We start from the raw sequence: 25,989 nt of genomic DNA, 5'->3' as shown, positions 1-25,989 counted from the left end.
AGTGCCATTACCTCATTCGATTCCTCTGGGTGTTGAAGCGGTAGTCTTACTGCCCGTTAGAATGCAATAAAAATGGAAAAAAGGAAAAGAAACCAGGTGTATAGGGATGGATCAAACAAAAAAACCTTCAGACCGATTTGATTGGACGTTATGCTTTTTATTGCTGCTCTTCTTCCTTATTAGCTGCATCGCTATATACAGCGGACAATCCTCCGAGCAATATGCCGGGAACTTTGTAATTAAACAAATCGTAAACTATGTAGTTGGCCTAATCATTATTGCCGTAGTTGTGTATTTTGATAGTGAGCAAATTAGAAAACTTTCATGGCTTTTATATGGTTTTGGAATTCTTTTATTGCTGGGATTATTTATTGCACCTGAAAGCATTGCACCGGAGCGCAAAGGGGCAACTCTTTGGTATGTGGTTCCAGGGCTGGGTTCCATTCAGCCCTCAGAGTTTGTAAAAGTCTTCGTGATTATAGCTTTGAGCAAAATCATTTCCGATCATCATTTTAAGTATGTAACCAAGACCCTTGGTTCTGATTTGCTTCTTCTCATTAAGCTTGGGGCAGTGACTTCGCTTCCATTAGGATTAATTATCATTGAGGACCTGGGCACAGCTCTAGTCATTGTTGCTATTTTAACAGGCATGACTCTTGTGTCAGGGATATCGTGGAAAATCCTTGTGCCCATTTATGGTTTTCTGGGAGCCTTTGCTGGAACTATCCTCTACCTTGTGATCGCAGCACCTGAAATTTTGGAGAAATATCTTGGAGTGGATCCCTACCAATTCAGCAGAATCTACTCCTGGCTGGACCCTGTCAACCATAAGCAAGGAGCTGGCATGCAGCTCTATAACTCTATGCTTGCAATTGGATCCGGCTTAATCTCTGGAAAAGGCTTTAGTGACAGGCAAGTCTATGTTCCGGATGCCCATACTGATTTTATCTTTAGTGTTATTGGAGAAGAGTACGGTTTTTTCGGTGCCAGTATTGTGATCAGCTTGTTCTTTCTTCTTATCTATCACTTGACTAAAACAGCGCTGGATACAATCGACCCTTTTAATACTTATATTTGCGTCGGCATTATCAGCATGATTACCTTCCATGTTTTTCAAAACATTGGGATGACCATCCAGGTTCTGCCGATTACCGGCATTCCGCTGCCTTTCATCAGCTATGGGGGGAGTTCACTGATGGGGAACATGCTGGCCATGGGACTGATATTCAGCATGCGCTATCACCATAAAACGTATATGTTTTCGACAGGTTCAAATTATGTTGCAAAATAACTCCTGCAGAGTATAATAGCTTGTTTATTTCCCTGCAGGGCAAGGCGCTAAAGCTGGACAGTTATCGGAGCTCAAAGAGATCCCTTCTGATCCTGAAACAAAAGGAGAGGCCATTACGGTCTCTCCTTTTTTGCGTTATTCCGGGCGTTCGCCAGCTTCATTTTTACAATACTCCTTACTAAAAAGCCCCCTACGAAAATAGTCATTAAGACAAGGCCAGCATAATTCAAGTTCACTAATTTGAGTATTACACTTGCAACTGTCGCCATATAAAGAGCGCCAAGCATATACGTAATCTCTTCGTTTTCAAAATATGATGTGAGCTTCGCTCCAAATTGGGATCCAACTAGGCCGCCAGCAACTAAAGAAAAGCCCGTCCAATAATCAATGGTAATCGTGGAAGCATAAGATAGAAAACCGGCCGACACGATCAATAGAATGGCAAATAAGCTTGTACCCACAGCTTTTTTTGGCAGTAAGCCCAAAAGTGCTACCGAAAGGGGAACCATAATAAATCCGCCGCCTACCCCTAAAGTGGTTGACACAAATCCGGCAAAAAAACCGATTGAAATCATCTTAATGAGTGAATGAGACTGTTCAGCAGGATGATCAGCACCTGATCTAGGTTTCTTTCCCCTTTTCAGCATAGTGAGGGCAAAGTAAGACAGAAGGACGATATAAAACATTGGAACGGCCCAATCATCCCATCCTCTTTTTTCAAGAAACAACACAAAAGGATGTGCCGCCTGTGTAGCTGCCATTCCGCTTAGTCCAAGGATTAACCCTTGCTTTAGCAGAATATTCTTCATCTTGATATGAGCGGTAATACCCGAGATGGAGGTTCCAATTGAAAATAATAAACTTGTTGTAATAGCTTCTACTGGAGAAAATCCAAACAGCATTAGCGTTGGGGTTAATATAAATCCCCCTCCTACTCCAAAGAAACCGGAGAACACACTGATCAGTGCCCCTAAAATACTAAATAAAATATATTCCATGTGAAATCCTCACTATTATGTTCTTTTTTATTGATACTATATCACTTTACCATACTTAGCAGGGTTTATAAGTTGGGATCTTTACTTTTGAAAGTTCACGAACTTCCCCCAACAGGGCCTATTTTTTCAGCATGACGGGCTGGCATAAAAAGTGGTATACTTCACATATGTGATTATGGAAGTTATAAAGGAGATTATCATAAATGTCTGAAATGATTCATGCAATTGAAGAATGGCTGATGGAGTATGGAATCTTTGGATTGTTTTTCGTCTCTTTTGCCGATTCTTCGTTCTTTCCGATTCCGCCCGATGTACTGCTGATCCCAATGGGAATTTCGAACCCTGAAAGTGTGCTCTGGTACGCTTTTATTACTACAGTTGCTTCCGTACTCGGTGCCATTCTCGGCTGGTTTATCGGAAAGAAACTAGGCCGTCCTGTATTAAGGTTTATTATTTCTGAAGAAAGAATTCAAAAGGTAGAAAACTATTTTACAAAGTACGGGGCGATGGCGATTTTAATTTCCGCTTTTACTCCGATCCCTTATAAAGTCTTTACGATTTTCGCTGGAATATCTAACATCCGTTTAAGGGTTTTAGTCATTTGGTCTATCATCGGCCGAGGAGCACGCTTCTTTCTGGAAGCTGCTATTATTATGGTGATGGGTGTGCAGGCGAAAACATTCATTGAAGAAAATTTCAGCCTTCTAACACTGGCAGGAGGGCTAATCATTCTAGTTGTATTTTTTGTTTATATCATGGTGAAAAAAAGAAATAAAGCTGCGTAACTCAATCCCGGTTTTAAACCGGGATTTTTTCTTTGTGCATTACTCCCATTACACAAATAAAAATATTAATTATAATTATTATAAATAAATATTGATTTTAATTTAATATTTGTTATAATGATATTACAAGCTAATTAAAGGGGGATTTTCAAATGGAACAATTATATTCAGCATTAAATGTTCAAATCGCAAACTGGAGTGTCCTATATACTAAATTGCACCGTTATCACTGGTTTGTAAAAGGGCCGTTTTTCTTTGCCCTTCATGAAAAATTTGAGGGGTTATATAATGAAGCTGCAGAAGTTGTAGATGAAGCTGCAGAACGTCTGCTTGCAATTGGCGGCACTCCTGCATCAAGTTTAAAGGAATTTTTAAGCCTATGTACCCTGGAAGAGTCCGATGGAGAAGTAAAGGCTGAAGACATGGTTGCCAGCCTGTCTGCAGACTACAAACATCTAAAGGAACAATTAACTTCTATAGCCCAGCTTGCTGAGGAACATGAAGATCAAGTAACAGCTGACTTCGCAATCGGGCTTATGGAAAAACTTGATACGCACATTTGGATGCTAAATGCCTACTTAGGAGAATAATAAATGAAATAAAAAGAGTCAGTGGGAAGTACCGCTGGCTCTTTTTTTTGCCCGTAAATGATGCTTTTTTGAAGCAATAACTTTTCCAGCTGCCGTTCTTAGATGGTAAGATTGAGCAGATGTCACTCCTAGCATCTCAGAAGGGAGTCTCCATAATGGCATATTTAAAGTACTCTATTAGAATTAGCATTCCTGAGCTTTCTTTTAAGAAGGTTTCAAACAGTCATTTTAGTACATAAGGAGGGGAAATCCTCCTTTTTCTTGAATAACTTGAATAAATAGATATGGAGGAGTGATTTTTTGAGAGATACTGTGTTTAAAGACGTCATTGGTTCTGAGGATGAGCTTCGTTTCCTGCTGGGCACCCCAAGCAGAACAGCAGCCAATAAAGTCATCTATAAGCTGGACCGCCATTGCCGGGAATTTATTGGTAAATCCCCGATCGTGTTTCTTTCAACTGCTGACAGTTCCGGGAGCTGCGATACTTCTCCGCGCGGCGATGCCCCCGGATTTGTACATATTTTGGATGAACAGTCTTTCGTTATTCCTGAACGTCCGGGCAATAAAAGAATGGATTCACTGCTCAACATTTTATCTAATCCTCATATTGGTCTTCTATTTATAATCCCTGGATTGGAGGAAACTCTAAGGATCAACGGTCGTGCCAAAATTATAAGAGACACTGACATTCTAAAAAAAATGACAGCACACAGCAAGATTCCAATTCTGGGCATAGCTGTTGAGGTAGAAGAATGCTATATTCATTGCGCCAAAGCTCTCAAGCGGTCTAAGCTTTGGAATTCTTTCGAGTGGCTGGATAAAAAAGAGTTGCCTAAGCCATCCCAAATTCTTGCGGACCATGTCAATTTGCCTGACCTGGATAGTAAAAAGATTGAATCCGCTCTTCAGGAAAGCTATGCGAAGAGGCTCTATTAAAGCATACTTGGTTAAATTCAGAACCAGATCAGAAGACGTGCTTTTTTTGATTTTCCAGGCTTTTTCTCTTCCCAAAACTGTGCCATTTAAGTAAACTAATAATACCTATAAAACCAATGAGAAAAGTCGGAAAAAATGACTAAACCGGTTTCTATTCCCCGTCCGCTCGTTAGAACCAATCAATGGTCGATCGTATTGAGTGTTTTAGCTTCCTGGTTTACCGGAGAAGCATGGATACTCGCCATTCCCCTGCTTGCAGGTGTAATGGGCCTATTGTTCGGCTACAATCCCATTATGCATACAGCTAGACTTTTCCTCAGAAAAAATTCTTCAGAATACATTCCGGAAGACTGGAATCAGCAGCAATTTAACCAGGTTATCGCAGTTGTCTGCCTGGCATTTGGTCTAATTAGCTTCCTGCTGGAATGGACCATTGCCGGATATATTTTTGCGGCTATGGTTGCATTATCTGCATTTATTGCCATTCTTGGATTTTGCATAGGCTGTTTTATCCGCTACCAGCTAAACCAATATAAGTACCGGAAATTCCTGGACAGAGTATAAAGCAGCCATTTTGGCTGCTTATTTCTTTGTTGGCCTATTTGTTTCAAAGGACTTTTTAAGGGGTACATATTTCATAAATAAATCATTTTGAGGTGAAAGTGCCTCGAGCGAAGTGAGAGGAATGGGTATAGTAATGAAAACTGCCAGTAAGTTTCTATTAACAAAAGAAGATATGACTAACCCTGGAATTGTACCGGAGTGGGTTATAAAAGAATATAAAACATTTCATAATACCGTTACAAATAAAACCTTTCCATGTTATTTCGGGATGACCGCAGAATTGCGGGGAGAACTGCGGTATGCGTACATTACACAGGAAGATTGGTCAAACCTGCCAAAGGCTCTGGAATCTTTTATCGAACTTTTTGACGCACCTAAATTGATTCGCCATGGCTTGTTTGTATTTGTCGAGCCAGAAAAAGAAGAAGAATCGCTTGAACATTACAGAGAGTATTTCTGGAATATCCTTCAATATTTGCATAAGGTGGATACAAAGCCATGGCCGAAGGATTATCCTACAGATCCAGACCATCACTTATGGGCATTTTCATTTGCTGATGAGCCATTCTTTGTGTTTGGAAATGCACCAGCCTATAAGCAGAGAAAAACAAGGGATCTAGGCATCAGCCTGGTGCTTGGCTTTCAGCCGCGCAGAATCTTCGAAGGGCTCGAGGGAACATCTAAAGGCGGCATTATGTCACGAGACAAGGTTAGAGAGCGCGTGGAGAAATGGGACGGCCTCCCTACTCATCCAAATATCAGCCACTACGGGGATCCTGAACACCGGGAGTGGAAGCAATACTTTATTGGTGATGATGTTAAACCAATCGAAGGGAAATGCCCTTTTCATCATAAATAAGCGCAAGGCGCCTTGTCCACCCCCGACAAGCTTGTGACCTCGAGGAGGTAGGCTGCTTGCGCTACATCTGTCTCGGGGTTCTGGATCGGATTAGGGAAAATCTCAAATGAGGCTTTCCTTCAAAAAAACTTGTCTAAACAACTGTAGCTGAAATGGTGAAGGAAATCGAAGAAGGATTAGAATAAGCAGAAAAAGGAGCATGAATTCAAATATGACGAATGAATAAGGAACCGCTCTCATTAAACGGTTCCTTATTCATGAACGATAAACCGATAAATTCGGCTGCCGATTGAGGACAGTACTTCTTTTCCGGCTGCCTGATTTTGGAGCTGGTCCACAAGCACAGCTGCGTAGACTGTTTTTCCATTACTGGTAAAAATGGCGCAATCATGCTCTATTCCAGGAAGCTCGCCTGTTTTGCTGGCAACTTTGACTCTTTCCGTGTCCATGGTGTTTGCCAGTTTGTTTTTATACTGCTGCTCTTCCAATATGCGCAGGGCCAATTCTGTATATTTTCCTGATAGAATCGTATGCTCTGCCAATGCCTTTAAGCTCTTTACCATATCCCTGGCAGTCGTTTTGTTGTCTATACCGTTTCTTAACGCTTCAAAATCCATCATCCTTCGGGTTAGCTCTGTCTTATCAAGCCCAAAACCTTTTATGAGCTGATTGATTTTCTCTTTTCCAAGAATTTCAATGATGAGATTAGCCGCTGTATTATCAGACACAATGATCATAAGAGTCATTAAATCCAGCATCTTGACCTTTAAGCCTTTGGTCATGGCCTGCAATACCCCGGATCCGCCAACCCGGCTATCATCCTTTACTATCACTTCTTCTTCAAGCTGAAGCAGCCCCTTCTCTGCCTGGGTCAGCCCCGCAAATAAAATAGGCACCTTAATTAAGCTTGCAGAAGAATAGCTGTCATCGGCATTTGTTTCAATTACGCCATCCTCTGTTTGGATGTATACGGCAGCGCGGCCTTCACAGCATCTGGCCAAGTCAAGAACTTCTGCTTTGAGATCTGTAAAGTTCATTTTATTTGGCCGCGGCTACTTGCGGCCGGTTATGATCGCCTGTGACCTTTTCATTATATAAATGGCATGCGACAAAATGTTCTTTCTCGATCTCCTGCCATTCAGGTTTCATGGTTGCGCAAGCCTCCATTGCATACGGACAGCGCGTCCGGAATACACAGCCGCTTGGCGGATTCATTGGACTTGGAAGTTCCCCCTCCAATATGATTCTTCCCCTTTGGTCCTCCACATCAGGATCAGGAATGGGAATTGCAGACAGTAACGCCTGTGTGTAGGGGTGAAGAGGGTTTTTATATAAACTTTCGCTTGTTGTTAATTCCACTAAATTCCCCAGATACATAACGCCGATCCTGTCGCTGATATGTTTAACCATTGATAGATTATGGGCGATAAATAAATAGGTCAGACCTTTTTTCTTTTGAAGCCCCCTTAGCAAGTTCACCACCTGAGCTTGTACAGATACATCCAGTGCGGAGATCGGTTCATCTGCGATAATAAATTCTGGATCAAGCGCCAGAGCACGGGCTATTCCAATCCGCTGCCTCTGTCCGCCGCTGAACTCATGCGGATAACGGTTGGCATGATCACGGTTAAGCCCCACGTCTTCCAATAGCTGATAAACGCGCTCCAGGCGCTCTTTCTTATTGGGATATAATCCATGAACCTCCATTGGCTCCGAGATAATCTCCTGAACGGTTGACCTTGGATTCAAGGAAGCATACGGATCCTGGAAGATCATCTGCATTTTTCTGTGAAAAGCAAACCTTTCTTTTTCAGTCATGTTATGGACGTTTTTTCCGTCATATATGACCTCTCCTTCTGTACGATCATATAACCCAATAATCGTGCGCCCCGCAGTTGATTTTCCGCAGCCGGATTCGCCGACAATCCCGAATGTTTCTCCTTTTTGGATATGAAAGGAAACATCATCAACAGCCTTCAGTATTTGTCCTTTACCCATGAAAAAATGTTTTTTTAGGTTGTTAACCTTTAAAAGATCTTCTTTTGACATCCTTTATTCCCCCGTCTCTTGCCAGTAACGTCTAGCTGCACACAATTCTTTTTCATAGATGGTATCTTTCAAATCGATCATTTCGATCGTTTTACCGGTATTAGGAGAATGAAGCAATTTTTCATCACCGTAATAGATGCCTACATGATGAAGCTTGCCTTTTCCTTCTTCGTAGGCAAAAAATAATAAGTCCCCTGGTTCAATGGCATCAATCTCGACTGGATTCCCTGATTCTGCCTGATCATAGGCATCACGGGGAATGATATAACCATTTGCTTTGCACATCGAATAGCTGAACCCTGAACAGTCATAGCCATAGCTGCTCATTCCGCCCCATAAATACGCCAAGCCTAAAAATTGTTCACCAGCTGCAACAATGCTTTTTCCGCTCCCTTTGGGAATGCTCTTAGCAGATTCATATACACTCACATCTTCCGCTTTCAGCCTCCCTTCTCCTGAAGGGGTCTGCACTTGAATCCATTCTGCATCTTCACTTATAACTGGAAGCATCGTCTGGTAGCTTAATACCAGTTCAGGCTTCAGCGCATCAGAGCAGAGTTGAGCCTTTTTCTTCTGTACAATAGCGACCTTACTGTTATGCAGCTTCCAATCTGTGTGTTGTATAAGCTGTGGTTTAGGGATCCACCCGGGATATCCCCTTACGTTTTTTGAAGAAGATTGGTCCGGGACAATGACATGTACCCAGTCCTCTTTCTCTTCTAATAGAATAACTTCTTCCCCATAGAGAATCTGGGACTGCACCAAATTTGCATCACAAAGCTCCAAGCGGGACTCATAGGACAGCTTTGCAAGCCAGGAATCCAAATCCACTGGATTACCCACTGCCTCTCTGTCTATCTCCCTTGAGGAATTGCTTGTTGTCCACAATGTTGCTACCGGCACTGAAACAAGCCATTTTTCTTGTGCTGCCAAAATGATCTCCTCCTTTCATTAAAATTTAAAGCTTCCTTATTCTTTGATTAAATAGAGTGAACTGTTCAAGATGTCAGTTCCTGTTTGTTTTCCGTGAACAAGACATCTCTGATCCCAAGTCCAGGATCAGATGGAAGAATTATTTTTCGCCCTGAATAACGGATGCCGCCATCTACGACTTCCTTCGCCATCATTAATGGCGCATCAAAATCAAAGCGGGTAATATTCTTTTTGCTGGCTGCAAAATGTGCAGCAGCCGTAATGCCAATCCGTGTTTCAATCATGCTGCCGACCATGCACTCTACCCCGCAGACTTCAGCAAGCTGATTAATAATTTGAGCCTGATAGATACCGCCTGACTTCATAAGCTTGATGTTAATCAAATCCGCACTTCTCGTCTTGATCACTTCAAAAGCATGCTTAGGCGTAAAGACACTTTCGTCAGCCATTATTGGGGTATCCACCGCATCCGTAACCTGCTTAAGACCTTCAATATCCCATGCTTTCACAGGCTGTTCGACAAGCTCAATATTCAAATCCATTGATTCCATTTTACGGATGGCATAAACAGCTTCCTTTGCCTTCCAGCCCTGGTTGGCATCCAATCGGATCTTAACTTTAGAGCCCACTCGATTCCGCACTTCCCGGATCCTCTCAATATCTGTCAAAATATCATCCTTGCCAACTTTTACTTTTAGCACATCAAACCCTTGCTGCACATAGGAAACGGCATCTTCTCCCATTTCCTCAGGTCCATTGACACTTACAGTATAATCCGTTTCAACTTCGTTTTTATGACCGCCTAAAAATTGGTAAAGAGGCAGTTTACATTGTTGGGAAATGCAATCGTACAATGCCATATCAACCGCTGCCTTTGCACTTGAATTCCCTACTAAGGCTGACTGGATTCCTTGGAAGATGCCTTCATAGTTTATAAGACTTTTATTTACCAATAGAGGTTTTAAAACATTGTGGATAGCCGATTCAATGCTTGAAAGGCTATCACCTGTGATCACCACAGTTGGCGGTGCCTCTCCCCAGCCGATAATCCCATTTTCGCAAGTTACTTTTACGACAATTGTTTCTGCAGTTTCAACTGTTCGCAAAGCAGTTCTAAATGGTTTTTTTAGTGGTACCGCAACTCTATATGTCTCCATTTTGTCAATCTTCATCTATACCACCCTTTTACTCAATGCCGCTTTCGATCGTCAGCTTTTTATTTGTTGCATCCAGCTCTGCCCTTACGCCAAGGGGAACGGAAATATGCGGGGAACAATGGCCAATATTGAAGCCTTTTACAGCCGGCTTATTCACCCTTGTTATATAAGTGTCCAGCACATCCTCCAGCACTAAGGACCGCTCTCTTTGCGGGATACAATTGTTAAAATCCCCTATGATAAAGCCTGCTGCATCCTCCAGTTTCCCTGCCATATGAAGCTGGTTCAGCATGCGGTCCACTGCACGGGGCTCTTCGTTTATATCTTCAATTAACACAAGCTTATCTTTTGTATCGATTTCAAATTCCGTTCCTATGGTGCTTGCCAAAAGGGAAAGATTCCCTCCGGTTAAAACCCCTGCTGCACTTCCATTCACCATCGTCTTCAGATTTGAGATTCCTTCTGGATAATCAAGCTTCTCCGGCTGAAATAACTGGCTGAAATACCGCTTGGAAATAGGGTCAGCATTTTCTTTGCCAATATCTGATGCAAGCATCGGCCCGTGATATGTTACAAGTCCTGCCTGCTGACCTATTGCGATATGCAGAAAAGTTATATCACTGTAGCCCCAGAATATTTTCGGGTTATCTTTTATAATGCCGTAGTCAATTCTTGAAGCAATTCTGCCTGTGCCATAGCCGCCGCCGGCACAAATAATAGCTTTGACTTCCTTATCAAGAAACATCTTATGTAAATCAGCCAGCCGATCTTCATCTTTTCCGGCTAAGTAGCCATATTGGTCATATACATGGTTACCCATCTTCACCTTTAACCCAAGATCTTCCAAAAATGACAATGATCTCTTTAAGTTTTCCTGATTTGGAGGGCTTGCCGGTGCAATGATTCCAATCGCATCTCCCTTTTGAAGGCGGTGAGGTTTGATTGCCATGCTGTCACATCCTCTTTTTTATTTGGGTATTTAGCAGTATATGCTCGAATGGTTAAGATTTTGATTTAGAAAATGATTTCTTTTTCGAGGATATATGCTAAATTTCGGGAAAATCAATTATTTTTCGGGAAATAATTAAGAAAATCGATTCAGAAAAAGTAATCTTCTTAAAAAAAGGGATGTTCGAACGAACACCCCTTTTTCCCTGTTACTTTCAAATCAACTGAAGAAAATACTACTTCTTATCTGCCCATTTAAGTTCCATGTATCCTACCGGATGGCGGACAATACCTGAAACTGCGTCATTTGTAAGATAAACTTGGTTGTAGAAATGGATAGGGATAATCGGCATTTCTTCAAATAAAAGCTTTTCAGCCTCGTACATTAGTTCAAAACGTTTTGCTTCATCTGCCTCATTTTTCGCGTCTTTAATTAACTGATCATACTTTTCGCTCTCCCATCCAGTGCGGTTCATGGAATGACCTGTCTGGAAGTTTTCAAGGAAGTTGATTGGATCAGCATAGTCAGCAAGGAAAGAGCTTCGTGATAACTGGAATTTAAGCGCTTTTTGTTCTTCTGCGAATACATTCCATTCCATGTTGGCAAGCTTTACATCAACACCAAGGTTTTCTTTGAACATTTGCTGTAGTGCTTCAGCAATTTTTTTGTGTGAGTCGCTTGTGCTGTAAGTTAAAGTTACTTCAGGCAGTGTCTCATAGCCTTCTTCTTCCATGCCTTTTTGAAGAAGGGCTTTTGCTTCCTCTGCATTTGTTTTAACAAGATCGCCTGCTGTTTCGCGGAAATCGTTTCCGGAAGGATCAGTAAATCCGTAAGAAACAAAGCCATATGCCGGCTTTTCGCCATTCTTAGTTACATATTCAACAATTTGCTGCTGATCTACAGCCATTGCAAATGCTTTCCGAATATTTAGGTTTTGGAATGGTTCCATATTTACATTAAATCGGTAGAAATAATCACCAGCCTGGTCTTCAACATTTGCCTCCCCTAAAAGCTGTTCGCTTAGCTCTGCAGGAACGTCAGATACATCAAGCTCGCCAGTTTGGTACATTTGGTATTCTGTATTCGTATCATCAATGATTGCCCAGTGAACCTTATCAAGTTTTACATTATCAGCATCCCAGTACTGATCATTTTTCTCCATAACAAAATGGCTATCATGCTCCCATTCTGTTAAGTTGAAAGGACCGTTTCCAACAAAAGATTCTGCTTCAGCAAACCACTTAGGGTTTTCCGCTGCTACTTTTTCGTTAATCGGAAAAAACGCAGGGTTTGTGATAACACTTAAGAAGTAAGCTTGCGGGCTAGTTAAAGTTACTTCAAATGTCTTTTCATCAACAGCTTTTACTTTTACATCATCTGCTGATCCTTCACCATTGTTATAGGCTTCTCCGCCTTCAATGAAGTAGCCGAGGAAAGCTGCTGAAGAACCAGTATCAGGATTTAAAAGGCGTTTCCAGGCAAATTCGAAATCCCCTGCTGTTACAGCATCGCCATTTGACCATTTTGCATCTTCACGAATATGGAATGTATACGTTTTTCCATCCTCTGAAACATCCCACTTTTCAGCGATTGCTGCTTCAGGTTCATGTTCTTTTCCTAGACGAGTCAAACCTTCCATCAAGTTGTTTAACGCGCTCCATGAAACAGAGTCAAATCCGATTGGAGGGTCAAACGAAGTCGGCTCCTGGCCATTGTTCAAATAAAGAACTTTCTCAGTGCTTTCTTCCTCTTTCTTGCCGTCGTCCTTGCTGTCAGTTTCACTGCCGGCATTTTCATTGGCCGTGCAAGCTGACATGACAAATAGCAGCACAGCCGATAACAGCAGAGATAAAAACTTTTTCATTCTTTTTCCCCCTCTATTAAAATTATTTTCTTTCTATGTTCAACTGCAACTGGCAGCTGAATGAACTTTCAAAGCACCTAATCAAGTACCGTGAAAGGAAGAACCTATTTGATGCCTGCAAGCATTTTCTGAGCCCGTTCATCCTGGAGCCAGCAATCAACATGATGATCCCTGCTAATATGAGTTTTATACGGAAAAACACGGTCACATACTTCCATTGCAAAGGCACAGCGCGCCGCAAATGGGCACCCTGCCGGCGGCGAGAATAAGTCTGGCGGTGATCCTCCTATTGGCACCAGGTCGGCACCATCCAAATCAAGCCGTGGAACTGAATTTAACAAACCCTTTGTATAAGGATGCTGAGGATTATAGAAGATTTCCCTTCTTTCCCCTGCTTCCACTATTTTTCCTGCATACATAACTGCAATGCGGTCTGCTACTTGAGCAACAACCCCTAAGTCATGGGTAATGATAATAATCGATACACCCGTTTTCGTTTGGATATCTTTAAATAAATCTAATATTTGTGCCTGGATGGTAACATCCAAAGCTGTAGTCGGTTCATCTGCTATCAGCACTTCTGGCTCACAGACAAGGGCCATAGCAATTACGATACGCTGCCTCATTCCTCCGCTGAACTGGTGGGGATAATGCTTCAATCGTTCAACAGGATTAGGGATTCCGACCAAATCAAGCATTTCCAGAGCTTTTTTACGAGCATCCTGCCTTGTAATCGTTTCATGCTGCATGATTCCTTCGATAATTTGCTCACCGACCGTAATCGTTGGATTTAAAGCTGTCATAGGATCCTGAAAAATCATCGAAATATCTGCACCACGAATATTCCTCATTTCAGATTCTTTTAATTTGGTCAGATCTTGACCTTTGAATAAAACTTCCCCAGCTGCTATTCTGCCTGGAGGAGAAGGAATCAGGCGCATAATGCTTTGGGAAGTCACACTTTTCCCGCAGCCGGATTCACCGACAATTGCCAGCGTTTCCCCTTTGAAAAGGTCAAATGAGACTCCCCTTACCGCCTTGACCTCGCCTCCGTAAGTTGTAAATGTGACATGCAAGTCTTTAATTTCCAGTACTTTTTCCATGCTTTACCTCCTTAACTTCGGATCGAGGGCATCCTGCAATCCATCTCCAAGCACGTTAAATGAAAACATTGTCAGGGAGATGAAAAAGGCCGGGAAGAACAGGCGCCACCAATGGCCTGATAGAATCGTAGACAAACCATCATTCGCCATTGAACCCCAGCTCGCAAAAGGCGGCTGAATGCCTAGACCAAGGAAGCTAAGAAACGCTTCTGCAAAGATAGCTGACGGCACTGTAAGGGTCATTTGTACGATGATCGGACCCATAGTGTTTGGCAGCAGGTTTTTCTTAATAATCCGGGAAGTCTTTGTTCCGAATGTCTTGGACGCCAATACAAATTCATAGTTCTTTATTTGCAGAACCTGTCCGCGGACAATGCGGGCCATGCCCACCCAGCCCGTCACAGAGAGGGCAAATATGATTGTAAATAACCCTGGTCCCATTACAACACTAATTAATATGACAACAAGCAGGTAAGGGAGACCATAAAGAACCTCAACAACCCTCATCATGGCATTATCTGTTCGGCCGCCTTTATAGCCGGCAATACCTCCATATATAACTCCGATTGCAAAATCAATCATCGCCGCTACAATCCCGACGAATAATGAAATTCTTGCACCATACCAGGTTCTGGCGAATACATCACGGCCCAGCTCATCTGTTCCAAACCAATAGGTTGAAGATGGGGGCAGATTCTGATTGGCCAGAGATTGCTCAGATACACTATGCGGTGAAATGACAGGACCGAAAATGGCCATAAAAGCTAAAGCGATGAGAAAAAACAACCCTGCCATAGCGAGCTTATTTTTCAAAAGCCGGCGCCAGGCATCCTGCCAATAGGAGAGGCTTGGCCTTACAACTGCTTCTGCTTCATCCTGATCCCTGATCTTAGGCACAAACCAATCATCCGGAATTTCGGGTGCAAGATTGTGGCTTTCATGCTGTTTGCGCAGTTCCATTAGCTCGCCTCCTTTTTATGAAGCTTAATTCTCGGATCTAAAATTCCGTACGCGATGTCAACAAGAAACAACATAATGATTAAGATGGTGCTGTAAAAAACGGTTGTACCCATTATGACCGGATAATCGCGGGTATTTATGCTCTCAACGAAATACTTCCCCATCCCAGGAATAGCAAATATTTTTTCAATGACAAATGTACCTGTCAAAATACTTGCTGCCAGGGATCCCAAAACTGTTACAACCGGAAGCAGCGCATTCCTTAATGCGTGCTTAAAAACGATTTTTACAGGAGATAAACCCTTTGCTTTGGCTGTTTTTATGTAATCCTGGGTCAGCACTTCCAGCATGCTTGAGCGTGTTAAGCGGGCAATAATCGCCATAGGCCCTGTTGCAAGCGCCAAAGTCGGCATAATCATATGCTTCGGGCTTGACCAGGTGGCAACCGGCAGAATAGCCAGATTAACTGCCAGCTGCTGAATCAATAAAGTTGCAAGAACAAAGTTTGGTACGGATATTCCCAGAACGGCAATGGTCATTGCCAAATAATCAATAAATCCGTTATGCCGGAGAGCTGCGATGATTCCCAGGGCGATGCCGGAAAAAACAGCCACGATCAGCGTGACTATGCCCAATTCAAACGAGACGGGAAATCCGCGCCCGAGCATTTCATTAACTGTCTGGGAGGATTTTTTAATAGAAGGACCAAAATCAAACGTAACAACAGACTTTAAATACATCCCATATTGTACATAGAGCGGCTCATCTAAATGGTAGAATTTCTCCATGTTACGCTGGACCGCTTCACTAGTGTTTCGTTCTTCGTTAAAAGGTGATCCAGGTATGGAATGCATTAAGAAGAAAGTAAGTGTGATAATGAACCAGAGTGTTACAATCATAGCGATAAGGCGTTTAATTATGTATCCAGTCATTTATTAACACTTCCTAACAGAATGTAGTTCTCATAGCCAGCTCAGTCATGACAAGCATTGCCTGATAGGCTTCTAGAATGTCTTTTGCCTGATAGCGGACAATGGTTGTGTTCTCTTCTATCTCCGCTCCCGGCATTAACGACGCCCATTCGGCCTGGCCGTAATTGGCAAACTCGATTCTTAATACAGGATTTTCCGGAGGAACTAGCGGTTCTACGAGATCTTTCTTTTTAAGAGCCTCGGCGGCTTTTTCTCTTAAAAGCTGCCCTGCCTTTGCAGGCGTCAGGGATTTTACAGCAGAACGGGACATCGTTTCTTTCACAACAGCCGTTGTGACATTTGGGATCAATTCCATGGCTTCCAATGCCGCCTGGTCATCTCCAGCCACCATTAAGACCGGAACTCTATGATAGCCTGCCACATAGGCATTAAAACCCATCTCACCAATAGCCTTGTCATTTATGTACATATGCCTCACACCAAATATCATAGAGTGGGACATAACCCCTTTCATGGAAGCTCTTGCATGATAGCCTGCAAACATTGCACCAGCAAAGCTCGAATCCAGCCCTTGAACCATGGAATACGGCTTTACATCACCAGTAATCAGCTGGGTTTCAGGATGCATCCTTTCAATAAGGAGATTATTCATTTTGGAGTGACTGTCATTTACAACAACCTCGCTGCAGCCTTCTTCGAAAGCAGCTGTAACAACATGATTTGCTTCGTCCGTCATGATCACTCTGCCGCGTTCATAATTATGTTTCGAGGAATCAACATGGGTATGGTCAGCTAGCCCTGTGATTCCTTCCATATCAACAGATAAATAAAGCTTCATACAAAATCCCCCAAATATTATATTATTATAGTATTTTTCTATATTATAGATTATTTAATATTTTCTGTAAACTCTGTCATCGATTTTCCAATTTGCTTGATTTCCTGTTTCGTCTACAAAAAATCCAGCTATCGGAGAAAAGTAGTTCTTCTCTGATAGCTGGATTTCATCTGCGGAAAACAGAAAAAGCAGCTTTATTTATTCATAATTTGTGTGTATTTAATATGGGCATTTTTAAAAGCAACCATTAAGGCTTTTTGTGAGGAACCGAAGTAGCGGCTTTCTATTTCTTCCATCACCTTGTCTACTTCTAATATAGATTTGCCAACAAATATAGATTTAATAAATAATGAGGTTAAATTAATTGTTGATGAACATTCTGCATCAACAATTTGATCTGTTTCCCTATCGATCACAAGTGCAACAAAGAAACCATTATATTTTTGCATAATAGGATTGTTCAATGATGTCTTGCTGTCTCCGATGATATAGACGGTATTTTGCCTGTACATGAACTTGCCTCCTGCAGAACCGGATATTATATGAGGTGTTTATGGGGTTAAACATAAACATTCATTATAATGCATGGCCCATACTAAAATTGTAATACAACAGGAGCTGTCTGACAATCATTTTTCAACACTTTTCTAAATATTTTATCAATTTAAATCCCTAATCAACTTTTCCCCTGCAAGTTCCAAAGCTTGCTGCATTAACTCTTCTCCACTCATGCGCTTGTCTCCGCCACCTTGGGCAAATTGAGGGTTGCCGCCGCCTTTGCCATTAATCGCCTTTAAAAGTTCAGCGGACAAGTCCTTCATATTAATCTCAGAAAGCGACCCCCTCGCACAAACAAATTGCAATTTATTTTCCATTTCATTTATTAAAATAATCGCTGCATCTTCTGTTTGGGAAGAAATCAGACGCGCTAGCTTTTGCAATTCTTGGATCGAACGCTCCTGATAAACTCCGCTAATGACCTTCCCGGATTCTGCTATTGCTGGGCTGCTTGCCATTTCCTTTGCTTCATAAAATAAAAGGGCATCTTTTGCTGCATCCAGTTCTTTCTCCAGTTCTTTCCCATTATCAATTAAACGTTTTCCCGCAATGTACAGATCCTGTTCAGGCGCATTAAGAAGCTGACTTAGCTCTTTTGTAAACCTGTGTTTTTGCTGAAGCTGTTTAAGCACTCGGCTGCCGCAGATAAATTGCACTCGTACTTTTTTCTTTTGCCGTTCCCAATCCAATATTTTAATCCCGGCAACCTGTCCGGTTGAGGATGGGTGTGTTCCGCCGCATCCGTTATAATCAAACTCAGGAATAATAACAAGGCGTATGGCGTCGCTGACAGCTAACTGCTTGCGCAGTGGAAATCGGGCAGCTTCCTCCGCAGCCACCCACCTGGTCTCAATCGGCCGATTCTCAAGAATGATGGCATTAGCCAGCCCCTCCGCTTCCTCTGCATGCCGTTCTGGCAACTCGCTGATTTCCAAGTCAATGGTTAATGCCTCTTTGCCTATATGAAAACTGACTGTCTTATAGCCGAATAGCTCTTCGAAGGCAGCTGATAAAATATGCTGTCCGGCATGCTGCTGCATATGGTCAAAACGCCTGCCCCAATCTATTTCACCTGATATCTCCGGACCGTGAGCTTCCAATTCCTTTTCTAAATAATGACGGATTTCCCCTTCCACTTCCTCGACATCCACTACTTTTAATCCATTAAGAGTCCCAAGGTCATGAGGCTGTCCGCCTCCAGCCGGGTAAAAAGCTGTTTTTTTAAGTACTGCAAAAACCCTATTCCGTTCATCCGTTTCTTGTTTCAGCATCTCCGTTTTAAATGAACGCATGTAAGGATCCTCATAATATAATTTCCTCAAGCTAATCAACCTTCCTATGATTTATCTATTTTAAACCTAACCATTCAGGTCATTCAGGTCAAGCAGAGGCTTGAGTCAAGGGTAAAATATTAGTAATTTTACCCACCCGGTTTATTGAAGTCCTATAAAAGGTATGTATACCAATAGATAAGCATTTTAAAAAAGGAGGAGGAATAACAATGGCAACAAGCAAGCATATTGCAGGCGCATATGATACAGAGCAGGAAGCGATTCTGGCAGTTGAGAAATTAAGAGCTGAAGGATATCGTCCCGAAGATATTTCTGTGATCAGCAAAAACCAGGAAGATGTTGACGCGGTGACAGAAGAAACAGGTACAAAAACAGAAGAAGGCCTAGCAACCGGAGCTGCAACAGGCGGGATTCTAGGAGGCTTAACAGGGCTGCTTGCAGGCGTGGGTGCATTGGCGATCCCGGGAATTGGCCCAATTGTCGCTGCAGGGCCGATCGCCGCTACATTAACAGGTGCCGCAGTTGGAGCAGGGGCAGGCGGAATTGCCGGGGCTCTTATTGGCATGGGCATTCCGGAAGAGGAAGCACATCGTTATGAAGCGGATGTGAAGTCAGGGAAAATCCTTGTGCTAGTAGATCCTGAAACCAAGTCAGCTGATTTTGATTCCGGCTATGCCGACACTGACCGTACTGCACTTGACGGAGGTCGGACAACCTATACAAATGTTGACCCTTTAAATCCTGGCGAGCTTGATCGCGGAACAAACGCTTTCAAGGATAATACTCGAAACAGCAGCAGTGTTTGGACAGATGACAATCTTGACTCAAATCGGCCGTTAAGCGAAAACCTTGGTGATACAACTGCAGATGACTACACAGATCGGACTGTTTCCGGCTATACCGATGAAGCCGATGTCCGCCAGAGAGATGCATATGACTTTGATAATGTAAGGGAAAACCGCAATAACCCTTATAAAGGCTAAAGAAAAAGGAGCTATTCCCGTGATGGGACTGGCTCCTTTTAACATTTAAATCAATACTGCCATTAGAAAAGCCCCAAGTGAATAAGTCATATAGCATGTGAATAGATCTCCAGCAGGTTTCCAAACGAATCTCCACATTCCGATACGGCTTTACTCCACGATCGTATCCCGAATAGGCATCCTCTATTTCCGTCCTATATCCGAAAATGAACGAGGATATCAATTCTTCATTCTTTACCTCATTAAAAATAATATGGTTAACTTTAGCTCCAGTTTATTGTTAATGAATGCACTTTTTAATATCTATGTCATACCCAATATACTTATTCCATCATCCTTTGCTAAATAAATTGAGGGAAAATTCCATATTTTTCTGCTTTGTCTTATTAATTTTCAAAGTTATACTTAATTGTAATGGAATGGAAATTAGAATCTAGCGGGGGGAAATGATGATGAGAAGAGTGTTGCCTGCACAAATTATTTCTCATAGTCAATTTGGTTATAGGAAGTTACCATCAAGTGTCCAATGTGAGTGTCCAAAATGCAGTAAGCCGAGCCTTTTTACGATAAAGGCAAATTATAATCATACAAGCAAGTCCAGCATTCTATCCCATGCAAATTGTTCTGCCTGTAAAAAAGAATCCGTTTTTATTATGATTCTTAATCAAGCTGACCAATCCAGCGACGAGACGGTGCTATATATATATGACCCCAATTCAGCGAAAGAGCTTCTGACTCAGCTGGCGAAAATAAAGGAAGTGCCCGGCGATCTGACCAGAGCCTATCGATCAGCTTTAAATGTCAGCTATTCCAAAGACACAGTTGCTACTGCAGTTATGTCCAAACGGGTGCTTGAGAGTATTCTAAAAAACTTTCTCGGCGAAGAGGTCAAAGGGCAAAACCTTTCAAAGCAATTTGAACAATTGCCAAAGCATGTTGATTTAGCAAGGCCTCTGCAGTCTTTAAGCCAGCTGGCACAGCCAGGCAGCGCTTTTTACCAGATGCTTGATCTTGAAAAGGATATTGATCAGGAAATGGCTTCTCTGCTGATGGAGCTCCTCGAAAGTTTAATAGAGTACTTATTTGCCCTGCCAAATAAAATCGAATTATTGCAGCAAAAACTAAATCAAAAATTTTACTAGTCCAATCGTTCACCCCCTTATCTTAACGGATTAAGGGGGTGAATTTTTATTATTAATTATTCCACTGTTTTCGAATCTGATCTTCTGCCTTCTTTAAGATTTCCTTATCGCCGGCTTCTTTATTTGTAAGGATATTAGTCTGATATTTTTGTCCTTCATAATCAATTGTTACCGTAATTTCTTTCATCTCTCATAATCCTCTCTTGATGTTTTACTATTTAAATACCAACAAAAAAACATTTTAAAACTTCTAGTTAATCAGTTTGCGGATTTCTTATGCTGCTGCGGGCGTTCTAGCCCCTCTTTCAATCAACAAAAAAATTGAAAATTAAGGATTGCAGCAACTATCTAATTTGAATATAATCTAATTAGACATTTATCTAATTAATTTAAGTTATTTTTTGTTTACAAATTTGATATATATCGAATTAGAATAAGCAGAGGTGCAGATAAATGACAAATTGGACTGTATGGAAACAGGAAAAAAATTATCAAAAGCTCTTTTGGGCGGGTGTCATTAATGGAATTGGAAATCGATTTACTCAGGTTGCGCTGCTTGCCCTGCTATACCACGTGACAGGTTCCGGAGTAGCTATTGGCCTGTTATTCGCCATTCGCATGGCACCTTTTTTCTTCATTGCTCCAATAGGCGGAATGCTGGCAGACCGTTTTTCCAAAAAGGCCATTCTCGTGGCAGTAGACTTGTTGAGAGTGCCTGCTGTCATGGGGCTGCTTTTCGTAAGGGAGGCAGGGGATTTATGGATTGTTTACGCAAGTGCACTCCTAATCGCAACGGGAGAAGCCATCTACTCACCAGCCAGGATGTCTGCGATACCTGCCCTTGTAAAGTCAGATAGGCTCATATTTGTAAACGCGATTGAACAAGTCATGATCGGGGCCGTCCTCATTATTGGATCAAGCACAGGCGGAATTCTCGCCTACTTTCTAGGTAACAATGCCGCTTTCATGATTAACAGCCTTACCTTCCTGTTATCAGCATATCTAATCTCCAGGATGGTTTTCCCGGCTGTCTCTGAGGAAAATAGAAAAAGAACGAAAACATCCGCTGCCATTTCGCCAGCGAGACTTATACTTGGCTCTTCTGCACTGATTGCCTTTTTTGTCATGATGCTGACCATGCCGCTCGCCAATGGTATTGACAATATTCTTGTAAGCATTTATGGGCTGGAGGTTTTTGATATGGGAGAATTGGGCGTTGGATTTATGTATGGAGCACTGGGGATTGGGCTTATTCTAAGTTCATTCTTTTCTCATATGATCAAGAAAGGCATCCTTGTACTCGCAATCATCTTTATCGCTTTAGAAGGCACTGGCCATATTTTATTAAGCCTCGCACCAAGCTTTTATACAGCACTTTTCACTGTTGTGCTGATCACCTTTGCAGGCGGCCTTGGCAACATCTGCCTGGACACGGTCATGATGAAATTCATACCCCGATCAAGACAGGGAACCTTTTTTGGTTTAATGCAGATGGTTTCAAACCTTTCCCTGGCTATCTCCATGGGTGCAGCAGGATTCCTGCTGGAGATTTTTGACCCGAGGACTCTTAGCCTGATTATTGGCTTAGCGTATCTTATTTTTACTTTTATGTATGCACTTCTGTTTGCAAGGGTGGATCTTGTAAAAGAAAAGAGGGAGTTTATTAGGGGCATATAAAAATGAAGAAGCCTTTTCGGCCAGGGCTTAAGTCACGTTTCCACCATGATTTTGCTGGAAAGTTGATGTAACGCGAAGTGACCGATATATTAAAAATCTGACCGATATAAAGGGGGAAGTGACCGATAAAAGGAAAATTTGACCGATATCTCTGGGGAAGTGACCGATTATTAGGAAAATTTGACCGATATCCTCCTCCAGACGCTGAGTTTAGTAGAATCTGACACTGATCGGCACCGCATATCCACTGAAAAGTCCAAATCAAACCAATATGTGCACCGAAAAGCAGCAGAAAAAGAAAAAATCTGACCGATCCCCCTCACAAATCTGAAGAAAAATCCCCTTTTGGAGCTAAACAATTATTGAATTATAAAGTGATACCGTTTAAAAAAGAAAAAGCCCTGCAGGCTTTACATATTCTGCAGGGCTCCTTCTTTAGTTTTCTTCGATTTCTCTGCGGTTTTTCTTAAATACCTTAGATAATACTTCGTAAACGATCGGTACAATGATAAGCGTTAATAACGTCGAACTTGTTAAACCGCCAATAACCGTTATCGCAAGGCCTTTGGAGATTAACCCGCCCCCGCCAGAACCGATCGCCAGCGGAATTAAAGCGCCAATTGTCGCAATGGCCGTCATCAGGATCGGACGAAGGCGGGTTGCTCCCGCTTCCAGCACCGCTTCCCTCATGACCAGACCATCACGTTCCATATGGATGATCCGGTCCACCAGAACGATGGCATTGGTTACGACAATCCCAATTAGCATTAATAGTCCCATCATGACCGATACAGAAATAGTTTCGCCGGCAATTAATAAGCCAATGAAAGAACCAATCACGGCAAATGGAAGGGAGAAGAGAATCGCAAATGGCGCCACTCCTTCACGGAATGTAACGACCAGAATGAAGTACACAATCGCGATGGCTGCAAGCATCGCAGTGCCAAGCTGTGTGAACGTCTCAGTCATGTCTGCCTGAACGCCCGCAGCTCCGACTGTTACACCCTTAGGCAGATCCAGTTCATCTATCGCTTCATCTGTTTTAGAAGTAGCCTTTGAGATGTCTTCGCCTTTGACCGTACCTGACACGGTTGCGTAGTACTCGCCTTTACTGCGGGCAAGCGTATTATGCGTTGTACCTTCTTTTACTGTAACAAGCTCGGAAAGAAGCATAACTGTACCCATTGCTGTCGGCACCTGTGTTGCCAGGATATCATCAATGGATTTCGGCTGTTCCGCCTGCTCCTGCTGGACAATGACTTCAAGCATCTCACCGTCTTTTTCAATCGTTGTCAGAACATCCTTGGTGTTTGACGGATTCAGCATCATGACAATTTGTCCGGCTGTCAGACCGTACTGCAGCAGTTTATCCTGCTCCACATTGAAGGTATATTCAACATAGGCGCCTTCTGCACTTGAAGAAACGTCCTCCAATTCTTCATTTTCCTTCATTACGTCTTCTACCATTTTGACAGCGTCATTCAGTTTATCTAAATCTTCACTGTAGAATGTGTAACTGACTTCATTGGTTGAACCGGACATAGATGAGAAGTTCTGGCTCTTCCATTCACCTGATTGTCCGATATTAAACACATAATCTTCAATTTCTTCACGGACTTCAGGAAAATTATCCATTTCAGGGTCAAAGATCAGGTACATTAAGGCTCCGCCTGCTCCTCCGCCCATCATGGCAGCCATTTGATCCGCTTCTTCGGTTACAGATATTTGAACGATGTCAATATCATCACGCTTCAGCATCTCTTCTTCTACTGCTTCCACGTTCTTTAAAGTTTCATCTTTAAGTTCTCCAGCTTCAGGTGTGTATGTTAGATACATCACTTTCTCTTCTTCACTGCCCATAAAGCTGAATCCGATCATTGGTGTCAGCGCTAAACTGCCCGCCAGCAATACTACCGCAATGATGGATGTAATAATCTTATGATTAAGAGATTTCTCAAGAATGCCTTTATACCATTTTGATAGTTTTCCAGCTTCTTTATGGCTGCCTTCCGTTTTTTCACTGTACAGTTTCTTCCTAAACAAGAAGTGAGACAGCGCTGGAACGATTGTAATAGCTACAAGAAGTGAAGCACCAAGCGCGAAAGTCATGGTCAAAGCGAATGGCGTAAACAGCTCGCCAACCATTCCTCCGACAAAAATGAGCGGTGCGAATACAGCAACGGTTACCAATGTCGAGGAGAGGATTGGCTTGAACATTTCAATCGTAGCTTCTCGAATAAGTGCGCGCCCTGTCAGTTTTTCTTCCTTCAGATGAAGGCGGCGGTAAATATTTTCAACGACTACAATTGAGTCATCAATAACACGGCCAATGGCAACCGTAACGGCTCCCAATGTCATGATGTTCAGCGTAATATCCATCCAGTGAAGCAATAGGAGCGCCATAAAAATCGAAACTGGAATTGATACGATCGAGATGATCGTTGATTTAAAATCACGCAGGAACAGCAAAATAATCAAGACTGCGATCAGCCCGCCGAACACAGCCTTTTCAATCATAGTTGAAACGGATTCTTCAATCGGCTTACCCTGGTCAAGTGAAAGATCTATGACAAGGCCATCAATCTTTTCCTTTTCTTCCTTGATTAATTCTTTGACATTATTGACCACTTCAACCGTGTTAGCCTGCTGTTCTTTGACGATTTGAATGGCAATGGCATCATCACCATTTGTACGGGATACAGATTGCACTCTGCCGACCGTATCAATCTCGGCAATGTCACTCAGCTTTACAAAAGGTGACTGGTTTTGTGCGGTTGGTGTTACCGGGATGAGCATATTCTTTAATTCATCCTCGGTCATGAACTTGCCGTCCACTGCGACAGCCTGTTCACCTTCTTCAAATTCGTAAAGTCCCAATGATACAGCCATGTTGCTTGCCTGAATCATTTCCTTTACTTTATCTTCGGTGAGCTCAAGCTCAGCCAATTTTTCTTCGTTGTATGTGAGCTGCACTTCTTCCACATGCTGGCCCGTGATGGTCGCTGATGCTACACCATCAATTTTTTCAAGTTTTGGCAGTATGATATCTCCTACCGTTGAAGTTAACTCAACGATATCCTCTGATTTGCTGCTTACACTCAGCGCAGCAACCGGCATCATGTTCATGCTGATGGCCGTAATGGTCGGTTCCTGTGCTCCTTCCGGCAGCTCCACTGCATCCAGAGCCGATTGAAGAGCACGCTTGGCTTCGTCCATATCAATACCATATTCATATTCCACTTGGATATTCGACATGTTAGAATAGGAATTTGAGTAAACAGATTTAACGTCTTCAAGACCTTCGACGGCCTTTTCGATTGGGATGGACACATCTTCCATCACTTTTTCAGGAGTTGCCCCCGGATATACGTCCATTACCATTAAGTAAGGAATTGAGACATCCGGAATAGTCTCCATATTCATCCGTGTACCTGAATAAATGCCAGATACCGTGATAATAATTGTTAACAGCCAGACCGCAAGTTTATTCTGCAGGACAAAATTCACTAACCCTTTCACTTGTGCACCT

The 25,989-nt window shown here is 42.4% G+C and carries 24 protein-coding genes; 9 read left to right on the top strand and 15 right to left on the bottom strand.

The window, feature by feature from the left end; all coding sequences use genetic code 11:
* Positions 1-106: 106 nt before the first annotated feature.
* Positions 107-1,291: an FtsW/RodA/SpoVE family cell cycle protein gene (locus tag NCCP133_RS15615; protein WP_264806000.1), complete on the top strand. Its 1,185-nt coding sequence runs from the start codon at positions 107-109 to the stop codon at positions 1,289-1,291.
* A 113-nt stretch (positions 1,292-1,404) separates the two neighbouring features.
* Here the strand turns inward: NCCP133_RS15615 and NCCP133_RS15610 are convergent, their stop codons facing one another.
* Positions 1,405-2,289: a sulfite exporter TauE/SafE family protein gene (locus NCCP133_RS15610; protein WP_264805999.1), complete on the bottom strand. Its 885-nt coding sequence runs from the start codon at positions 2,287-2,289 to the stop codon at positions 1,405-1,407.
* Positions 2,290-2,492: 203 nt separating this feature from the next.
* Between NCCP133_RS15610 and NCCP133_RS15605 the strand changes: the two genes are divergently transcribed.
* The 5 genes from NCCP133_RS15605 to NCCP133_RS15585 all read left to right on the top strand — a co-directional run bounded on the left by NCCP133_RS15605 (position 2,493) and on the right by NCCP133_RS15585 (position 6,023).
* Entirely contained in the window at positions 2,493-3,074 is a 582-nt protein-coding gene (locus NCCP133_RS15605; RefSeq protein WP_264805998.1) for a YqaA family protein, read from the top strand.
* A gap of 152 nt (positions 3,075-3,226) precedes the next feature.
* Positions 3,227-3,664: a Dps family protein gene (locus NCCP133_RS15600; protein WP_264805997.1), complete on the top strand. Its 438-nt coding sequence runs from the start codon at positions 3,227-3,229 to the stop codon at positions 3,662-3,664.
* Between the two features lie 300 nt (positions 3,665-3,964).
* The gene (locus NCCP133_RS15595) at positions 3,965-4,600 is read left to right on the top strand and encodes a pyridoxamine 5'-phosphate oxidase family protein (RefSeq protein ID WP_264805996.1); all 636 of its coding nucleotides are present in this window, start codon (positions 3,965-3,967) and stop codon (positions 4,598-4,600) included.
* A 135-nt stretch (positions 4,601-4,735) separates the two neighbouring features.
* Positions 4,736-5,164, top strand: a complete 429-nt coding sequence (locus NCCP133_RS15590) for a DUF4395 domain-containing protein (RefSeq protein ID WP_264805995.1) — start codon at positions 4,736-4,738, stop codon at positions 5,162-5,164.
* A 133-nt stretch (positions 5,165-5,297) separates the two neighbouring features.
* Positions 5,298-6,023, top strand: coding sequence for a YqcI/YcgG family protein (locus NCCP133_RS15585; RefSeq protein ID WP_264805994.1), 726 nt, complete (start codon positions 5,298-5,300; stop codon positions 6,021-6,023).
* Between the two features lie 251 nt (positions 6,024-6,274).
* Here the strand turns inward: NCCP133_RS15585 and NCCP133_RS15580 are convergent, their stop codons facing one another.
* From NCCP133_RS15580 to NCCP133_RS15525, 12 genes are all read right to left on the bottom strand, one after another.
* A complete protein-coding gene (locus tag NCCP133_RS15580) occupies positions 6,275-7,060 on the bottom strand; it encodes a serine hydrolase (RefSeq protein ID WP_264805993.1) in 786 nt (261 codons plus the stop codon).
* A gap of 1 nt (position 7,061) precedes the next feature.
* Positions 7,062-8,072 carry an ABC transporter ATP-binding protein gene (locus NCCP133_RS15575; RefSeq protein ID WP_264805992.1) on the bottom strand — a complete coding sequence of 337 codons (1,011 nt, stop codon included), beginning with the start codon at positions 8,070-8,072 and terminating at the stop codon, positions 7,062-7,064.
* Positions 8,073-8,075: 3 nt separating this feature from the next.
* Positions 8,076-9,005, bottom strand: coding sequence for a C40 family peptidase (locus NCCP133_RS15570; protein ID WP_264805991.1), 930 nt, complete (start codon positions 9,003-9,005; stop codon positions 8,076-8,078).
* 65 nt (positions 9,006-9,070) lie between these two features.
* The gene (locus NCCP133_RS15565) at positions 9,071-10,177 is read right to left on the bottom strand and encodes a dipeptide epimerase (protein WP_264805990.1); all 1,107 of its coding nucleotides are present in this window, start codon (positions 10,175-10,177) and stop codon (positions 9,071-9,073) included.
* Positions 10,178-10,190: 13 nt separating this feature from the next.
* Positions 10,191-11,111, bottom strand: a complete 921-nt coding sequence (locus NCCP133_RS15560; protein WP_264805989.1) for a S66 peptidase family protein — start codon at positions 11,109-11,111, stop codon at positions 10,191-10,193.
* 235 nt (positions 11,112-11,346) lie between these two features.
* Complete coding sequence (locus NCCP133_RS15555) at positions 11,347-12,975, bottom strand: peptide ABC transporter substrate-binding protein (protein WP_264805988.1); 1,629 nt, start codon at positions 12,973-12,975, stop codon at positions 11,347-11,349.
* Positions 12,976-13,079: 104 nt separating this feature from the next.
* A complete protein-coding gene (locus NCCP133_RS15550; protein WP_264805987.1) occupies positions 13,080-14,078 on the bottom strand; it encodes an ABC transporter ATP-binding protein in 999 nt (332 codons plus the stop codon).
* 3 nt (positions 14,079-14,081) lie between these two features.
* Positions 14,082-15,038: an ABC transporter permease gene (locus NCCP133_RS15545; protein ID WP_264805986.1), complete on the bottom strand. Its 957-nt coding sequence runs from the start codon at positions 15,036-15,038 to the stop codon at positions 14,082-14,084.
* Positions 15,038-15,970, bottom strand: a complete 933-nt coding sequence (locus NCCP133_RS15540; protein ID WP_264805985.1) for an ABC transporter permease — start codon at positions 15,968-15,970, stop codon at positions 15,038-15,040. Before NCCP133_RS15540 ends, NCCP133_RS15545 begins: the two co-directional genes overlap by 1 nt.
* A gap of 13 nt (positions 15,971-15,983) precedes the next feature.
* Positions 15,984-16,808, bottom strand: coding sequence for a M55 family metallopeptidase (locus NCCP133_RS15535; protein ID WP_264805983.1), 825 nt, complete (start codon positions 16,806-16,808; stop codon positions 15,984-15,986).
* Between the two features lie 194 nt (positions 16,809-17,002).
* Entirely contained in the window at positions 17,003-17,320 is a 318-nt protein-coding gene (locus tag NCCP133_RS15530) for a DUF3870 domain-containing protein (RefSeq protein WP_264805982.1), read from the bottom strand.
* A gap of 147 nt (positions 17,321-17,467) precedes the next feature.
* Complete coding sequence (locus NCCP133_RS15525; RefSeq protein WP_264805981.1) at positions 17,468-18,658, bottom strand: alanyl-tRNA editing protein; 1,191 nt, start codon at positions 18,656-18,658, stop codon at positions 17,468-17,470.
* A gap of 209 nt (positions 18,659-18,867) precedes the next feature.
* Here NCCP133_RS15525 and NCCP133_RS15520 point away from each other — a divergent pair, with 209 nt between their 5' ends.
* Positions 18,868-19,641, top strand: a complete 774-nt coding sequence (locus NCCP133_RS15520) for a general stress protein (RefSeq protein WP_264805980.1) — start codon at positions 18,868-18,870, stop codon at positions 19,639-19,641.
* A gap of 452 nt (positions 19,642-20,093) precedes the next feature.
* Positions 20,094-20,783 carry a hypothetical protein gene (locus tag NCCP133_RS15515; RefSeq protein WP_264805978.1) on the top strand — a complete coding sequence of 230 codons (690 nt, stop codon included), beginning with the start codon at positions 20,094-20,096 and terminating at the stop codon, positions 20,781-20,783.
* Positions 20,784-20,835: 52 nt separating this feature from the next.
* On the opposite strand, the gene NCCP133_RS15510 is transcribed toward NCCP133_RS15515, so the two are convergent.
* Complete coding sequence (locus NCCP133_RS15510; protein ID WP_264805977.1) at positions 20,836-20,970, bottom strand: BA3454 family stress response protein; 135 nt, start codon at positions 20,968-20,970, stop codon at positions 20,836-20,838.
* Positions 20,971-21,236: 266 nt separating this feature from the next.
* Between NCCP133_RS15510 and NCCP133_RS15505 the strand changes: the two genes are divergently transcribed.
* Positions 21,237-22,460 carry an MFS transporter gene (locus NCCP133_RS15505; protein WP_264805976.1) on the top strand — a complete coding sequence of 408 codons (1,224 nt, stop codon included), beginning with the start codon at positions 21,237-21,239 and terminating at the stop codon, positions 22,458-22,460.
* 435 nt (positions 22,461-22,895) lie between these two features.
* Here the strand turns inward: NCCP133_RS15505 and NCCP133_RS15500 are convergent, their stop codons facing one another.
* Complete coding sequence (locus NCCP133_RS15500) at positions 22,896-25,979, bottom strand: efflux RND transporter permease subunit (RefSeq protein ID WP_264805975.1); 3,084 nt, start codon at positions 25,977-25,979, stop codon at positions 22,896-22,898.
* Positions 25,980-25,989 lie beyond the last annotated feature (10 nt).

It is taken from the genome of Cytobacillus sp. NCCP-133, from assembly GCF_026011715.1.
Taxonomy (GTDB): Bacteria; Bacillota; Bacilli; order Bacillales; family Cytobacillaceae; genus Cytobacillus.
Note: the sequence above shows the minus strand (reverse complement) of the source record. Positions and strands in the feature narration are given on the sequence as shown.

What these genes read in the sequence shown, in the direction of transcription:
- NCCP133_RS15615 (WP_264806000.1), top strand. Translation starts at nt 107, where the DNA reads ATGGATCAAACAAAAAAACCTTCAGACCGATTTGATTGGACGTTATGC.
- NCCP133_RS15610 (WP_264805999.1), bottom strand. Translation starts at nt 2,289, where the DNA reads ATGGAATATATTTTATTTAGTATTTTAGGGGCACTGATCAGTGTGTTC.
- NCCP133_RS15605 (WP_264805998.1), top strand. Translation starts at nt 2,493, where the DNA reads ATGTCTGAAATGATTCATGCAATTGAAGAATGGCTGATGGAGTATGGA.
- NCCP133_RS15600 (WP_264805997.1), top strand. Translation starts at nt 3,227, where the DNA reads ATGGAACAATTATATTCAGCATTAAATGTTCAAATCGCAAACTGGAGT.
- NCCP133_RS15590 (WP_264805995.1), top strand. Translation starts at nt 4,736, where the DNA reads ATGACTAAACCGGTTTCTATTCCCCGTCCGCTCGTTAGAACCAATCAA.
- NCCP133_RS15585 (WP_264805994.1), top strand. Translation starts at nt 5,298, where the DNA reads ATGAAAACTGCCAGTAAGTTTCTATTAACAAAAGAAGATATGACTAAC.
- NCCP133_RS15580 (WP_264805993.1), bottom strand. Translation starts at nt 7,060, where the DNA reads ATGAACTTTACAGATCTCAAAGCAGAAGTTCTTGACTTGGCCAGATGC.
- NCCP133_RS15575 (WP_264805992.1), bottom strand. Translation starts at nt 8,072, where the DNA reads ATGTCAAAAGAAGATCTTTTAAAGGTTAACAACCTAAAAAAACATTTT.
- NCCP133_RS15565 (WP_264805990.1), bottom strand. Translation starts at nt 10,177, where the DNA reads ATGAAGATTGACAAAATGGAGACATATAGAGTTGCGGTACCACTAAAA.
- NCCP133_RS15560 (WP_264805989.1), bottom strand. Translation starts at nt 11,111, where the DNA reads ATGGCAATCAAACCTCACCGCCTTCAAAAGGGAGATGCGATTGGAATC.
- NCCP133_RS15555 (WP_264805988.1), bottom strand. Translation starts at nt 12,975, where the DNA reads ATGAAAAAGTTTTTATCTCTGCTGTTATCGGCTGTGCTGCTATTTGTC.
- NCCP133_RS15550 (WP_264805987.1), bottom strand. Translation starts at nt 14,078, where the DNA reads ATGGAAAAAGTACTGGAAATTAAAGACTTGCATGTCACATTTACAACT.
- NCCP133_RS15545 (WP_264805986.1), bottom strand. Translation starts at nt 15,038, where the DNA reads ATGGAACTGCGCAAACAGCATGAAAGCCACAATCTTGCACCCGAAATT.
- NCCP133_RS15540 (WP_264805985.1), bottom strand. Translation starts at nt 15,970, where the DNA reads ATGACTGGATACATAATTAAACGCCTTATCGCTATGATTGTAACACTC.
- NCCP133_RS15535 (WP_264805983.1), bottom strand. Translation starts at nt 16,808, where the DNA reads ATGAAGCTTTATTTATCTGTTGATATGGAAGGAATCACAGGGCTAGCT.
- NCCP133_RS15530 (WP_264805982.1), bottom strand. Translation starts at nt 17,320, where the DNA reads ATGTACAGGCAAAATACCGTCTATATCATCGGAGACAGCAAGACATCA.
- NCCP133_RS15525 (WP_264805981.1), bottom strand. Translation starts at nt 18,658, where the DNA reads ATGCGTTCATTTAAAACGGAGATGCTGAAACAAGAAACGGATGAACGG.
- NCCP133_RS15520 (WP_264805980.1), top strand. Translation starts at nt 18,868, where the DNA reads ATGGCAACAAGCAAGCATATTGCAGGCGCATATGATACAGAGCAGGAA.
- NCCP133_RS15515 (WP_264805978.1), top strand. Translation starts at nt 20,094, where the DNA reads ATGAGAAGAGTGTTGCCTGCACAAATTATTTCTCATAGTCAATTTGGT.
- NCCP133_RS15510 (WP_264805977.1), bottom strand. Translation starts at nt 20,970, where the DNA reads ATGAAAGAAATTACGGTAACAATTGATTATGAAGGACAAAAATATCAG.
- NCCP133_RS15505 (WP_264805976.1), top strand. Translation starts at nt 21,237, where the DNA reads ATGACAAATTGGACTGTATGGAAACAGGAAAAAAATTATCAAAAGCTC.